This window comes from Nonomuraea sp. NPDC050404, from assembly GCF_040655495.1.
Lineage (GTDB): Bacteria > Actinomycetota > Actinomycetes > Streptosporangiales > Streptosporangiaceae > Nonomuraea.
The window spans coordinates 1-12,089 of the sequence record NZ_JBFAKB010000060.1; the positions used below are offsets into that span (position 1 = coordinate 1).

The following is a 12,089-nucleotide window of genomic DNA, read 5'->3' on the forward strand; positions in this document are numbered from 1 at the left end:
GACGTGCAACTCCGCTTCACCGCCAACTCCGGCGCGCCCAGCGGCCAGGTCGCCGAATTCCAGATCTTCGGCAGCCCCGCCGCCAACCCCGACCTGACCGTCACGAACCTCACCTGGACGCCCGCCTCACCCACGGCGACGACCGCGATCACGCTGTCGGCCACGGTCAAGAACTCGGGCACCGCGGCCTCCGCCGCCACCTCGGTCAACTTCTACGCCGGCAGCGCCAAGGCGGGCAGCGCCAACGTGGGCGCGCTGGCCGCCGGGGCCTCCGCCACCGTGTCGGCGGACATCGGCACCAGGAAGGCCGGCACGTACCAGCTCACGGCCAAGGCCGACGAGGACGGCAAGGTCCCCGAGCAGAACGAGGCCAACAACTCCCACACCGCCCCCACACCCCTGGTCGTGGCCGAGGCACCCGGCCCCGACCTGCAGGTGCTCGGCGTCACCGCCAGCCCGCCGAACCCCGCCGTCGGCACGCGGGTCACCTTCACCGTGGCCGTCAAGAACCGCGGCACCAGTACGACCGGCGCCACCACGACCACCCGGGTCACGGTGGGCGGCACCACGCTGAACACCGAGACCGCGCCGATCGCCGCGGGCGCGACCGTCAACGTGGCCATCACCGGCGGCTGGACCGCCACCAGCGGCGGGGCCACCATCACCGCCACCGCCGACGCGACCGGCGCCGTAACCGAGACCGACGAGGACAACAACACCTTCTCGCAGCCGATCACCGTCGGCCGCGGCGCGTCGGTGCCCTACGTCGAGTACGAGGCCGAATCCGCCGCCTACCAGGGCACCCTGCTGGAGACGGACCCGCTGCGCACGTTCGGCCACACCAACTTCGCCACCGAGTCATCGGGCCGCAAGTCGGTCCGCCTCAACACCACCGGCCAGTACGTCGAGTTCACCTCGGCCAACGCCGCCAACTCGATCGTGGTGCGCAACTCCATTCCGGACGCGCCCGGCGGTGGCGGCATCGAGGCGACGATCAGCCTGTACGCCGACGGCGCGTTCGTCCGCAAACTCACCCTCTCCTCCCGCCACAGCTGGTTGTACGGCAACAGCGACGACCCCGAGGCGCTGACCAACACCCCGCAGGCCGACGCCCGCCGCCTGTTCGACGAGTCGCACGCGCTGCTGGCGCGCTCGTACCCGGCGGGCACCAAGTTCCGGCTCCAGCGCGACGCCGGCGACACCGCCGCCTTCTACATCATCGACCTGATCGACCTGGAGCAGGTGGCGCCCGCCGCCGCCAAACCGGCCGAATGCACCTCCATCACCGAGTACGGCGCCGTACCCGATGACGCCGGCGACGACACGACCGCCATCCAGCGGGCCGTCACCGATGACCAGAACGGCGTCATCGACTGCGTGTGGATCCCGCCGGGCCAGTGGCGGCAGGAGAAGAAGATCCTCACCGACGACCCGCTGAACCGCGGCCAGTACAACCAGGTCGGCATCAGCGACGTCACGATCCGCGGCGCGGGCATGTGGCACTCGCAGTTCTACACCCTGACCGAGCCGCACCTGGCCACGGGCGGCATCAACCACCCGCACGAAGGCAACTTCGGCTTCGACATCGACGACAACGTGCAGATCTCGGACGTGGCCATCTTCGGCTCCGGCCGGATCCGCGGCGGCCCCGGCGGGGCCGAGGGCGGGGTCGGGCTGAACGGGCGCTTCGGCAGGAACACGAAGATCACGAACGTCTGGATCGAGCACGCCAACGTGGGCGTCTGGGTCGGCCGCGACTTCGACAACATCCCCGAGTTGTGGGGGCCCGCCGACGGGCTGCAGTTCAGCGGCATGCGCATCCGCAACACCTACGCCGATGGCATCAACTTCAGCAACGGCACCAGGAACTCACGGGTGTTCAACTCCGCCTTCCGCACCACCGGCGACGACTCGCTGGCGGTGTGGGCCAATCCGTACGTGAAGGACCAGGCGGTGGACATCGCCCACGACAACACCTTCGTCAACAACACGATCCAGCTCCCGTGGCGGGCGAACGGCATCGCGATCTACGGCGGCTACGGCAACAAGATCGAGAACAACCTCATCTACGACACCATGAACTACCCCGGCATCATGCTCGCCACCGACCACAACCCGCTGCCCTTCTCCGGGCAGACGCTCATCGCCAACAACGCGCTGTACCGTTGCGGCGGGGTCTTCTGGGGCGAGGCGCAGAAGTTCGGCGCGATCACGCTCTTCGCCCAGAACAGGGACATCACCGGCGTCACCATCCGCGACACCGACATCTTCGACTCGACCTACGACGGCATCCAGTTCAAGACGGGCGGCGGCAACATGCCGAACGTCGCCGTCACCAACGTCCGCATCGACAAGTCCAACAACGGCGCGGGCATCCTGGCCCACAGCGGCGCGCGCGGCAGCGCGAAGCTGACCGGCGTCACCATCACGAACTCCGCCACCGGCGACATCGTCAAGGAGCCGGGCTCGACCTTCGTGATCACGCAGGAATAAGCCCATGAGCGTGCGGCTTCGGCGGCAGCGACCTGCCACCGAAGCCGCACGGTCATTCCGTGGCCGGGCCGATGGTGCCGCGCGTCAGTCCGTCGCCTGGTCGAACTCCGTGACCTGGCCGATCGTACGGACCACGCGGGCGGGGTTGCCGACCGCGACCACGTTCGCCGGAAGGTCGCGGGTGACCACCGCGCCGGCGCCGACGACGGTGTTCTCCCCGATCGTGACCCCTGCCAGGACGATCGCCCCGCTGCCCAGCCAGACGTTGTCGCCGATGGTGATCGGCTCGGCGGCCTCCCACTTGGCCCGGCGAAGGTCTGGATCCACCGGATGCGTCGGCGTGAGCAACTGCACGTTCGTCCCGATCTGTACGTCATCGCCGATGGTGATCGGCGCGACGTCGAGCGCCACGAGCCCGAAGTTGGCGAACGACCGGGCGCCGATGCGGATGTGACTGCCGTAGTCCACCCGCAACGGCGGCCGGATGTCCGTCCCCTCACCGACCTCGCCGAGCAACTCCGTGAGCAGCCGGCGGCGCTCCCCGGACTCACGGGCCGGCGTCGTGTTGAACGCCGCCATCAGGTCCGCCGCGCGCAACATGTGCTCGGCCAGCTCAGGATCATCGGCGAGGTACAGGTCACCGGCGAGCATCCGCTCGCGCATCGTGCGGGTGTCGGGGTCGATCGTCATGCGTGCGAACGTACCCCACCGAGGGGTCCGTACGTGCTCGTCAGGGGTTGCCGGAGCGGCAGATGGGCGAGGTGCTGAACTGGACGGACGCCCCGGTGGCGTCGGAGATCACCGCCCGGATGGGGACGCTGAAGCCGGGCTGGCAGCCGATCCCCACGAACGTCCTGTCGTTGAACGAGGGAACGTTGCCGCCGTTGACGAACCAGCGGATGGCGATCGGCGCCACGCCTCCGCTGAAGGAGACGGAACAGAGGAAGCGCCGCGCGAGAGCCTCGCAGCTGCCCCCGGTCAGGGTCAGGCTCATCGAGGAAGCGGTGGTGGTGGACGAGGCGGAGGCGGGAGAGGTGAGCAGGGCTGGGGTGGCCAGCAACCCGGCCGCGAGCACGGCGGGCAGAACGAATTTGTGCGACCTACGCATTCCTGTCTCCTTTTGGGTAATGACGGAATCGGATGGCGTGCACACCCCTGCTTCGCTCACCCGGCCGTCGCGGATGAACCCACCCGCCCACGACCGGACCGTTGGGCCCGGCGCGGGTGGCCGCCTGCCCGCGTCGCGCTCAGGGGTACACGACCTGAGAGGCGATCCGCTCATGGAGCTCAACGCGCACTTCCAAGAACACGGTTACGCCCGCCTCGACCGGGCCTTTCCCGCTGCCGCCGCGGCGGACATGGCGCGGGCGTTGTGGTCGGCGCTGGCCGAGCGGCACGGCGTGGACCGGGACCGGCCCGGCACCTGGGCCCCGGCCGAGCCCCGGGGCCTCGGCGCACTGAGCAGGAAGGGCGTCTTCGACCGGCTGGCCTCCCCCGCCGTCGTCGCGGCGATCGGCGCGTTGCTGGGGCGGGCGGACTGGCCCCGCCCGCCGGACTGGGGCACCGCACTGGTCACCTTCCCGACCCCGGGGGAGTGGGACGTACCGGTCGGCGGCTGGCACATCGACTACCCAGCGCGCGGCGCGAGCGGGGCCGGCCTGCTGCTGAAATGGCTGGCCTACCTGGCCCCGGTAGGGCCCGGAGGCGGCGGCACCGTGGTGCTGGCCGGTTCGCACCGGCTGGTCGAGGACTTTCTGCGGCAGGCGGACGAGGCCGACCAGGGACGCTCGCCCGCCGTCCGTGACGCGATCCTCGGCCTGCATCCCTGGCTGCGCGACCTGCGGCGGCCGGGACCTGCCGCCGAACGTGTCGCGCGGCTGATGGGAGCGGGGGTGTCGGTGTCGGGGGTGCCCGTGCGCGTCGTGGAGCTCACGGGCGAACCGGGCGACGTGGTCTTCATGCATCCGCACCTGCTGCACGCCGCCGCCCCCAACCGCTCCGCCGCTCCCCGTTTCATGGTCACGGGCGGCGCGGTGGAGGCGAAGGGCTGAGTCGTGCGGCCGTCAGTCGATCCGCATGGCTGAGCCGTGTGGCCGTCAGTCGATCCGCATGGCTGAGCCGTGTGGCCCTCAGTCGATCCGCATGACCACGGCCTTCGGCTCGGTGAAGAACTCGCGGCTGAACGTGCCGCCCTCGCGGCCGACGCCCGAATCGCCCACCCCGCCGAACGGGGCGCGCAGGTCGCGGACGAAGAAGCAGTTCACCCAGACCGTTCCGGCGCGCAGGCGGGCGGAGACGCGGTGCGCCCGCGACAGGTTCTCGGTGAACAACATGGCGTTGAGGCCGTAGCGGGTGCCGTTCATCAGGGCCACGACCTCGTCCTCGGTGTCGAACGGGGTGACCGTGACGACCGGGCCGAAGATCTCCTCGCGCTGGTGGCGGCCGGTGGCGGGCATGCCGGTGATGACCGTGGGCCGGACGAACCAGCCGTCGCCAAGGCCGCCGGAGTGGATCGTGCCGCCTTCGTCCGCGACGGTCTCGACGTAGCCGCGTACCTTGCGGTAATGGGTGTGCGAGGCCAGCGGGCCGAGTTCGGTGTTGTCCAGCTTGGGGTCGCCCAGGCGCATGGCCTTGGCCGCGATGGTGAAGCGGGCCAGGAATTCCTCGAACACCGGGCGCTGCACGTACAGGCGGGATCCGGCCAGGCAGACCTGGCCGGCGTTGGTGAAGATGGCCTTGATGGACCAGTCCACCGCGCTGTCCAGGTCGGCGTCGGCGAAGACGGCGTTGCCGCCCTTGCCACCGAGCTCCAGACTGACCGGCACCAGATTCCGCGCGGCGGCGGCCGAGATGACGCGGCCGGTCGCCGATTCGCCGGTGAAGGTGACGCGGTCGATGCCGGGGTGCTCGGTGAGCGCCTGGCCGGCGGAGTCGGGGCCGTACCCGTGCACGACGTTGAGCACGCCGGGCGGCAACCCCGCCTCCAGGGCCAGCCGGGCCAGCAGGGTGGCGGAGGCGGGCGTGTCCTCGGCGGGCTTGAGTACGACGGTGTTGCCCCAGGCCAGCGCGGGTGCGATCTTCCAGCTCTCCAGCATGAGCGGGAAGTTCCACGGCGCGATGGCGGCCGTGACGCCCACGGGGTCGTAGCGGGTGTAGGCGTGGTGGCCGGAGTCCATCGGCAGGGTCTCGGCGGTGGTCAGGCGGGCGTGGTCGGCGAAGAACCGGAAGTTGTCGGCGGCGCGCGGCACGTCCTTGCCGCGGCTCTGGGCGATGGGTTTGCCCATGTCGCGGGTGTCGGCCAGGGCGAGTTCGTCGGTGGCCGCGACGATGAGGTCGGCCAGGCGGTGCAGCAGCCGGCCGCGTTCCGCGCGGCCCATGCGCGGCCACGGCCCCTCGTCGAAGGCCCGCCTGGCCGCCGTCACGGCCAGCTCCACCTCGGCCGCGCCGCCCAGCGCGACCTCCGCCCACGGCTCACGCGTGTAGGGATCGACGCTGGCGAACGTCTCGCCGCTCGCGGACCTTACCTCGGCGCCGTCGATGATGTGCCCGAAGAACGGCATGTCAGACGCCTCCGTCTCGTTCGGCGAGCGTCTGGTCGCCGGCCGCCCAGTGAGTGCGCGGCACCTCTCGTACGATCACCCGGATGCTCTGCGCGGGCGAGCCGAGCGAGCGCTCGACGGCGGCGTGCACCTCGTGGATGAGCGCCCGGATCGCGGCCGGCTCGCGTCCGGCGGACAGTGTCACCTCGACCAGTGGCATGTCACGCACCCCGCTTGCCGGACGGTTCGTCCGCGTGGCCGAGAGGGCGGCGGATCTGCGGCTGGGTGTGGACGCGGCGGGTCTGGCCCTGCCACATGTCGATGGAGCCGATCTCGGCCGGGTCGAAGTAGCGGGGCCGCCAGGCGTCCTCGTCGGTGATGAGCCGCACACCCCAGGAGTACTCGTACGTGATGCCCTCCGGCCCCTTGAAGTAGACGAAGACCGCCGTGGACTGCGGGTGGCGGCCGGGACCCATCTCGATCTCCACCCCGTTGGCCTCCAGGAAGTGCCAGTTACGCATGACGTCGTCGAGCGAGCCGACCTGGAAGTTGATGTGGCACAAACCGGGCTCGCTGCCCTGGAAGACGGCCAGCTTGTGGTGCACCGGGTCGATGCGCATGAGGCACGCCCAGTCGCCGATCCAGTCGGAGACGCGGGCGTTGAAGTGGCCGTTCCAGAAGCGGTACGCCTCGCGCACGTCGGGGGCGTCCAGGCACAGGTGGCCGAACTCGGTGATGCCGGCCTCGCGGCCGTAGCGGACCGGCGCGGTCAGCGTGACCTGGTCGATCACCAGGTCGATGCGGTTGCCGAACGGGTCGTCGAAGGACAGGAAGTCCCGGACCCGGCGCGAGCGCGCGCCCTTGGCGTCGCCCCTGGCCACGGCGATGCCGGCCTTCTCCAACTCGGTCTCGGCGGCCGCCAGCGCGTCCTCGTCGCGCAGCGTGAACCCGGAGCTGATCACCCCCGACTCGCCCTCGACCAGGGCCAGGCAGTGGTGGCGCTGGTCGGCGCGCAGGTGGGCGACGCCGTCCTCCCGGGCGGTCAGCTCCATGCCCACGACGTCCACCGCGAAGTTCACGGCGGTGTCCAGGTCGGCGGCGCCGGACCGGACGTAGGCGATGTCCGTTAACTCGATCATGATGACTCCCGGAGATAGGACCAGATGCGGCCGCACAACTCTGCTCGCACGGCCAGCCACGCCTCCTGCTCGGCAGGCGTGATGGGGACGGGCGTGCCCGCCGCGGCGGCGGTGGCGTTCATGCGGGCGGAGGCCTCCAGCACCCACATGAGGGCGACGGCCTCGCCGACCGTCGCGCCGACGGTGACGGCGCCGTTGCCGCGCATGACCAGGGCGGGGGCGTCGCCCAGGCAGGCGGCCAGCGTCCGGCCGCGCTCGCGGTCCCGTACGAGCACCGCGTCGTCGAAGACCGGCACCCGCGGCCCGAGGAACGCGCCCTGCCCGTGCAGCGGCACGATCGGCACCCCGGCCGAGGCCAGCGCGGTCGCGGTGGGCGGCTGCGCCCGGCAGATCGCACCGACCCCGGGCCGGGCCCGCGCGATCTCCACATGAATCCACGCCTCACGCGGCGTGCCCTCGGGCAGGGCCTCCACCGCAGCCCCCAGGGCGACCTCGGTGTACGGGGCGTCGGGGCCGAGCGTCCCCAGCGGCACCGGCGGCGTCATGAGCAGCCGGTCGCCGGCCACCCGCGCCGACACGTGCCCAAATGCGGTGACCAGCCCGGCCGCCGCCAGCGCCCGCCCAGCCTCGGCCAGAACGCGCTCCATCACGGCCCGCCCGTCTCCCGCATTCCCCGGCGCCCTTCCTGCTGCTCCTGCCTTCCCCAGCGACCGCCCTGTTGCTCCCGCCTTCACGCCGCACAACCTCCCAGCCGCCGGGCACGTCCGCCGGACAAGCAGGACCATACATGTATCTCCATACATGTTCTAGGGGTTCTGTCGCCTCCCTATGCTGAGGGCATGTCGCTTCAGCACGCGCTGCTCGGCGTCCTGGAGGCGCGCCCGATGAACGGGTACGAGCTGACCCGCTTCTTCGAGGCCGCCCCGCGCTGGGTGTGGTCCGCGCCGCACAGCCAGATCTATCCGACGCTCCGGCAGATGGAGCAGGCCGGGCTGATCGAGGGGCAGAAGGAGATCCGCGGCACCAAGCTGACCCGTACGGTGTACTCGATCACGGATCGCGGGCTCGAAGAGCTGCGCGCCTGGACGGGCACCGACCACGCCGCGCCCCCGGTGCGGGACGCGTTCTTCCTGCAGGCCCTCTTCTTCGACATGATCGACCAGGACCGGGCCGCGTCCGTGCTGAAGACCCATCTGGCCGAGCAGGAGCAGCTGATCGCCGAGTGGGGCGCCCACCGGGACGCGCTGCTGGCCAAGGACACCGACCTGCTCAAGGAGCGCCTGAAGAGCCGCCCTCCGGCCGAGCACGACCGGATCGCCCGGCTGAAGGCGCACGTCTTCGCCGGTCAGATCGCCGTCGCGCGGGCCCGCGCCGACTGGGCCCGCGAAAGCCTGCGCATCCTGTCCGAAGACACCTGACAGTCATCGGGGGTGGGTGGCGCGGCCCGGCAGCCAGACCACCGCCGCCACCGCCAGCGTGATCGCGGCGGCCACCCCGGACGCCGGGTGGACGCCGCCCAGAACGGTGGCGGCGGCGCTGAGCAGGGGGATGCCGACGGTCATGCCGACCTGCTGCGCCATGGCGCTCAGCCCGGTGGCCAGGCCCTGCTCGTGGTGGGGCAGGCCGGAGGTGGCGGTGACGACGTAGGCGACCAGGGCCACCATGTTGCCGAAATAGCAGACGGCCAGCCCTGCCAGCACCCATGCCACGTTCCCTGCCACGAGCAGCCCGGCGGTGGCCAGGCCCTGGACCGCGAGCCCCACTCCCAGCACGACCGACGGCCGCAGCGGGCCGATGAGGCGCGGCGCGACGGCCCCACCGGCCAGCGCCAGAAGACCGGTGGCGGCGAAGGCCAGCCCGGTGGCGGTCGGGGACAGGCCCAGCTCCTCCTGCAGATGAACGGTCATCAGGAACGTGGCGCCGGTGGCCATGCTGACCGTGGTCAGGCCGCCGAGGTTGCCGAGCGCGACCGTGGCCCGCCGCAGGACGTGCACGGGGGCCAGCGGGTTGGGACTGCGCGACTCCACGAACCAGAACGCGCCCAGCAGCACCGCGGCACCCACCAGCGCCCACCGCGCGGCCCCGCCGGTCGTCGCACCCCACACCAGCGCGAGCAGCCCGAGCGTGACGGTGACCGCACCTGGCACGTCGAGCCTGGCCCCGCGACCCCCGGAGGACCGGCCGTTGGGGTCACGCCCGGTGTCACGGTCGCGTGCGATCAGGCGGGGGCCGGCGGCGAGGATGACCAGCGCGACGGGGACGTTCACCAGGAACGCCCAGCGCCAGTTCAGCGCCCCGGTCAGCACGCCGCCGAGCAGGGCGCCGCAGGTGAACCCGGCCGCTGTGAGCGCCCCGTTGAGCCCGAGTGCCCGCGCGCGCAGCGGCCCCTCGGGGAACGTGGTGGTGATCAGTGACAGGGCGGCGGGCATGGCGATGGCGGTGGCCAGCCCCTGGGCGGCGCGGGCGGCCAGCAGCGCGACCGGGTCGTTCGCCATCCCGCCGAGCAGGGACGCCGCCGCCAGCAGGGCGAGCCCGGCGAACAACATGCGGCGCCGCCCCGCGAGGTCGGCGACCCGCCCGAACAGCAGCGTGAAGCCCGCGGCGGGCAGGGCATAGGTCGTGGCCACCCACTGCAACTCGGCCAGGCCGAGGCCCACACCCCTGCCCACGGCCGGCAGGGCGACGTTGAAGATGGAGAAGTCGGCGGCCAGCATGAACTGGGTGCCGAGCAGGAGCGCCAGCACGGCCTTGTGGCGGGGGCTCATGCGCACATCGATGGCCGCGGTCATGGTGTTCGGGCTTGGTGGCGGCGTTGTGATGGTGTCTGGGCCTGGTGGCGGGGCCGTGATGGCAGCCGGGCTTGGTGACTGGGGTGTCACGGCGGGATCCGAGCCTCGTGGCGGAGTCGTCATGGCATTCGAGCCTGGCGGTGGAGGCGGGGCGTACCCAGTCACTGGGTTTTCCTATGCCTGGCAGGGTCAGGTTACGGGCGTGCCGGACTGGCATTCTGGGATTTATGGACATGAGCCTGGAGATGGGGGAGTTTCTGCGGGCGTGCCGTGATCGGCTGACCCCGCAGGACGCGGGCGTGACCGAGTACGGGTCGCGCCGCCGCGTGCCCGGCCTGCGCCGCGAGGAACTGGCCCAGCTCGCCGGGGTGAGCGTCGCCTACTACACGCGGCTGGAGCAGGGACAGAGCGTCAGCGCCTCCGACGGCGTGCTCGAAGCGCTCGCGCGGGCGCTGCGGCTGGACGAGGACGAGCAGGCCCACCTGCGCGCGCTGGCCAAACCACCGCTCAGGACCGTGCGCCGGCCCCGGCCCGAGCGGGTACGCCCGGCCACGCTCGCCGTCCTGCGCTCGATGGAGGTCAACCCGGCGCTCGTCCTGGGCCGCACCGCCGACATCCTGGCCTGGAACCGCCCCGCCCACGCCCTGCTGGCCGCCCACCTCGCCTGGGACGCCCCCGACCGGCCCGCCGACCGCCCGAACATGGCCCGCCTGGTCTTCCTGGAGCCGCACACCCGTGACCTGTACGCCGACTGGCGGGCCAAGGCCCGTACCATCGTGGGCTATCTGCGCAAGGCGGCCGGGCAGTGGCCGGACGATCCCGAGCTGGCGGCGCTGGTCGGCGAGCTGACGATGAACAGTCCCGAGTTCGCGGCGCTGTGGGCACGCCATCCGGTCCGCGACTGCCACTCGGTCACGGTGACGTTCCGGCACGCGCTGGTGGGGAAGATGACGCTGGCCGAAGAGGTGTTCGGCGTCCAGGAGGAGCCCGGCCAGCGCCTGGCCGTCTTCTCCGCCGACCCGGACACAGCCTCGGAAGCGGCCCTCCGCCTGCTGAGCGCCGTCTGAACGATTCCGGCACTCCGTGACCCCGGCCGGCATCGGGGCTGGTAGGAGGTGGTGCAGAGGACGATAACGTAGCGAAATGCTCAACCCTAGCCATCTGCGTACCCTGGCCGAGGTCATCGAGACCGGTTCCTTCGCCGAGGCCGCCCGGCGGCTCGGCTACACCTCCTCGGCCGTGTCGCAGCAGATGGCCGCGCTGGAGCGGACCGTGAAGGCGCAGTTGTTCGAGCGGGAGGCGCACGGGATCCGGCCCTCGGCGACGGCGGAGTTCATCGCGGCGCGGGGCGCGGATTTGCTGGTGGCGATCGACGAGTTGCAGGAGGAGATCGCCTCGGTGGTGGCCGGGCGGGTGGGGGCGCTGCGGGTGGGGAGCTTCCCGACGGCCAACGCCCGGGTGGTGCCGCCGGTGATCGCGAGCCTGGTGCGGGCGCATCCCGGGATCGAGGTGCAACTCGACGAGGGCGAGCCGGAACGCATCCTCGAACTGCTGAGCGCCGGCAGCGCGGACGTGGGCGTCGTGTACGCCTACGACCTGGTCCCGATGACCTGGCCGGCCGAGCTGACCCCGGTGGAACTCCTGGTGGAGGACCTGGTGCTGCTGCTGCCCGGCGGCTACCGCATTCCCGGCCCGATCGAGGACGTGGGCGTGCTGCGGTCGGAGAAGTGGATCTCCAGCCAGACGGACACCGCGGGCTCGACCTGCCTGACCAGGCTGTGCGCGGCGCGGGGCTTCGAGCCCAGGATCGCCTTCAGGAGCAACGACTACGACGTGGTGCGCGGGCTGGTCGCCGCCGGGGTGGGCGTGGCCGTGGTGCCGGCGCTGGCGCACATGCCCGACCCGGCGATCCGCGCCCAGCGGCTTCCCTCCTCGCCCCGCACCCGGCGTCACGTCCTCGCCCTGCACCGCACGGCCAACTCCAACCCGCTGCTGGGCGAGGCCCTGCGCGCGCTGCGCCAGGCCTGCGCGACAATCCAGGAGCAGATCCGCACGGAGATCTGACAAGCACGACCGCCCCCGAGCGCGGCCCGCACTGAGGTGTGACGGTCAGCACAAGCGCCGCTTAT

At 71.7% G+C, this 12,089-nt stretch carries 12 protein-coding genes; 5 read left to right on the forward strand and 7 right to left on the reverse strand.

Annotated features, from left to right (window positions below; translation table 11 throughout):
- Nucleotides 1-2,493: CARDB domain-containing protein (locus AB0I81_RS62880; protein WP_360680175.1), on the forward strand; the 2,493-nt coding region annotated here is incomplete at its 5' end.
- A gap of 84 nt (nt 2,494-2,577) precedes the next feature.
- Here the strand turns inward: AB0I81_RS62880 and AB0I81_RS62885 are convergent.
- Together AB0I81_RS62885 and AB0I81_RS62890 are read right to left on the reverse strand one after the other, a co-directional pair.
- Nucleotides 2,578-3,183 carry a sugar O-acetyltransferase gene (locus AB0I81_RS62885; protein ID WP_360680178.1) on the reverse strand — a complete coding sequence of 202 codons (606 nt, stop codon included), beginning with the start codon at nt 3,181-3,183 and terminating at the stop codon, nt 2,578-2,580.
- 40 nt (nt 3,184-3,223) lie between these two features.
- A complete protein-coding gene (locus tag AB0I81_RS62890; protein ID WP_360680180.1) occupies nt 3,224-3,601 on the reverse strand; it encodes a hypothetical protein in 378 nt (125 codons plus the stop codon).
- A 19-nt stretch (nt 3,602-3,620) separates the two neighbouring features.
- On the opposite strand from AB0I81_RS62890, the gene AB0I81_RS62895 reads away from it, so the two are divergent.
- The gene (locus AB0I81_RS62895) at nt 3,621-4,544 is read left to right on the forward strand and encodes a phytanoyl-CoA dioxygenase family protein (protein ID WP_360680183.1); all 924 of its coding nucleotides are present in this window, start codon (nt 3,621-3,623) and stop codon (nt 4,542-4,544) included.
- A 78-nt stretch (nt 4,545-4,622) separates the two neighbouring features.
- Here AB0I81_RS62895 and AB0I81_RS62900 read toward each other — a convergent pair whose 3' ends face one another.
- Genes AB0I81_RS62900 through AB0I81_RS62915 form a run of 4 tightly spaced genes read right to left on the reverse strand, consistent with a single transcriptional unit; the run spans nt 4,623 to nt 7,818 of the window.
- Nucleotides 4,623-6,053 (reverse strand): aldehyde dehydrogenase, encoded by a 1,431-nt coding sequence (locus AB0I81_RS62900; protein WP_360680186.1) that lies wholly within the window; start codon nt 6,051-6,053, stop codon nt 4,623-4,625.
- 1 nt (nt 6,054) lies between these two features.
- On the reverse strand, nt 6,055-6,252 hold the full coding sequence (locus tag AB0I81_RS62905; protein WP_360680189.1) for a tautomerase family protein: 198 nt from the start codon (nt 6,250-6,252) through the stop codon (nt 6,055-6,057).
- 1 nt (nt 6,253) lies between these two features.
- Nucleotides 6,254-7,171 (reverse strand): VOC family protein, encoded by a 918-nt coding sequence (locus tag AB0I81_RS62910; protein ID WP_360680192.1) that lies wholly within the window; start codon nt 7,169-7,171, stop codon nt 6,254-6,256.
- A complete protein-coding gene (locus AB0I81_RS62915; RefSeq protein ID WP_360680230.1) occupies nt 7,168-7,818 on the reverse strand; it encodes a class II aldolase/adducin family protein in 651 nt (216 codons plus the stop codon). The genes AB0I81_RS62910 and AB0I81_RS62915 overlap by 4 nt, the downstream gene beginning before the upstream one ends.
- Nucleotides 7,819-8,010: 192 nt before the next feature.
- On the opposite strand from AB0I81_RS62915, the gene AB0I81_RS62920 reads away from it, so the two are divergent.
- Nucleotides 8,011-8,589 (forward strand): PadR family transcriptional regulator, encoded by a 579-nt coding sequence (locus AB0I81_RS62920; protein ID WP_360680194.1) that lies wholly within the window; start codon nt 8,011-8,013, stop codon nt 8,587-8,589.
- Nucleotides 8,590-8,592: 3 nt separating this feature from the next.
- On the opposite strand, the gene AB0I81_RS62925 is transcribed toward AB0I81_RS62920, so the two are convergent.
- Complete coding sequence (locus AB0I81_RS62925; RefSeq protein WP_360680197.1) at nt 8,593-9,960, reverse strand: MFS transporter; 1,368 nt, start codon at nt 9,958-9,960, stop codon at nt 8,593-8,595.
- Between the two features lie 227 nt (nt 9,961-10,187).
- On the opposite strand from AB0I81_RS62925, the gene AB0I81_RS62930 reads away from it, so the two are divergent.
- A complete protein-coding gene (locus AB0I81_RS62930; protein WP_360680199.1) occupies nt 10,188-11,027 on the forward strand; it encodes a helix-turn-helix transcriptional regulator in 840 nt (279 codons plus the stop codon).
- Nucleotides 11,028-11,103: 76 nt separating this feature from the next.
- Entirely contained in the window at nt 11,104-12,024 is a 921-nt protein-coding gene (locus AB0I81_RS62935) for a LysR family transcriptional regulator (protein WP_360680202.1), read from the forward strand.
- The last annotated feature ends 65 nt before the right edge of the window (nt 12,025-12,089 follow it).

What these genes read in the sequence shown, in the direction of transcription:
- AB0I81_RS62905 (WP_360680189.1), bottom strand. Translation starts at nt 6,252, where the DNA reads ATGCCACTGGTCGAGGTGACACTGTCCGCCGGACGCGAGCCGGCCGCG.
- AB0I81_RS62900 (WP_360680186.1), bottom strand. Translation starts at nt 6,053, where the DNA reads ATGCCGTTCTTCGGGCACATCATCGACGGCGCCGAGGTAAGGTCCGCG.
- AB0I81_RS62890 (WP_360680180.1), bottom strand. Translation starts at nt 3,601, where the DNA reads ATGCGTAGGTCGCACAAATTCGTTCTGCCCGCCGTGCTCGCGGCCGGG.
- AB0I81_RS62910 (WP_360680192.1), bottom strand. Translation starts at nt 7,171, where the DNA reads ATGATCGAGTTAACGGACATCGCCTACGTCCGGTCCGGCGCCGCCGAC.
- AB0I81_RS62925 (WP_360680197.1), bottom strand. Translation starts at nt 9,960, where the DNA reads ATGACCGCGGCCATCGATGTGCGCATGAGCCCCCGCCACAAGGCCGTG.
- AB0I81_RS62930 (WP_360680199.1), top strand. Translation starts at nt 10,188, where the DNA reads ATGGACATGAGCCTGGAGATGGGGGAGTTTCTGCGGGCGTGCCGTGAT.
- AB0I81_RS62915 (WP_360680230.1), bottom strand. Translation starts at nt 7,818, where the DNA reads ATGGAGCGCGTTCTGGCCGAGGCTGGGCGGGCGCTGGCGGCGGCCGGG.
- AB0I81_RS62885 (WP_360680178.1), bottom strand. Translation starts at nt 3,183, where the DNA reads ATGACGATCGACCCCGACACCCGCACGATGCGCGAGCGGATGCTCGCC.
- AB0I81_RS62895 (WP_360680183.1), top strand. Translation starts at nt 3,621, where the DNA reads ATGACGGAATCGGATGGCGTGCACACCCCTGCTTCGCTCACCCGGCCG.
- AB0I81_RS62920 (WP_360680194.1), top strand. Translation starts at nt 8,011, where the DNA reads ATGTCGCTTCAGCACGCGCTGCTCGGCGTCCTGGAGGCGCGCCCGATG.
- AB0I81_RS62935 (WP_360680202.1), top strand. Translation starts at nt 11,104, where the DNA reads ATGCTCAACCCTAGCCATCTGCGTACCCTGGCCGAGGTCATCGAGACC.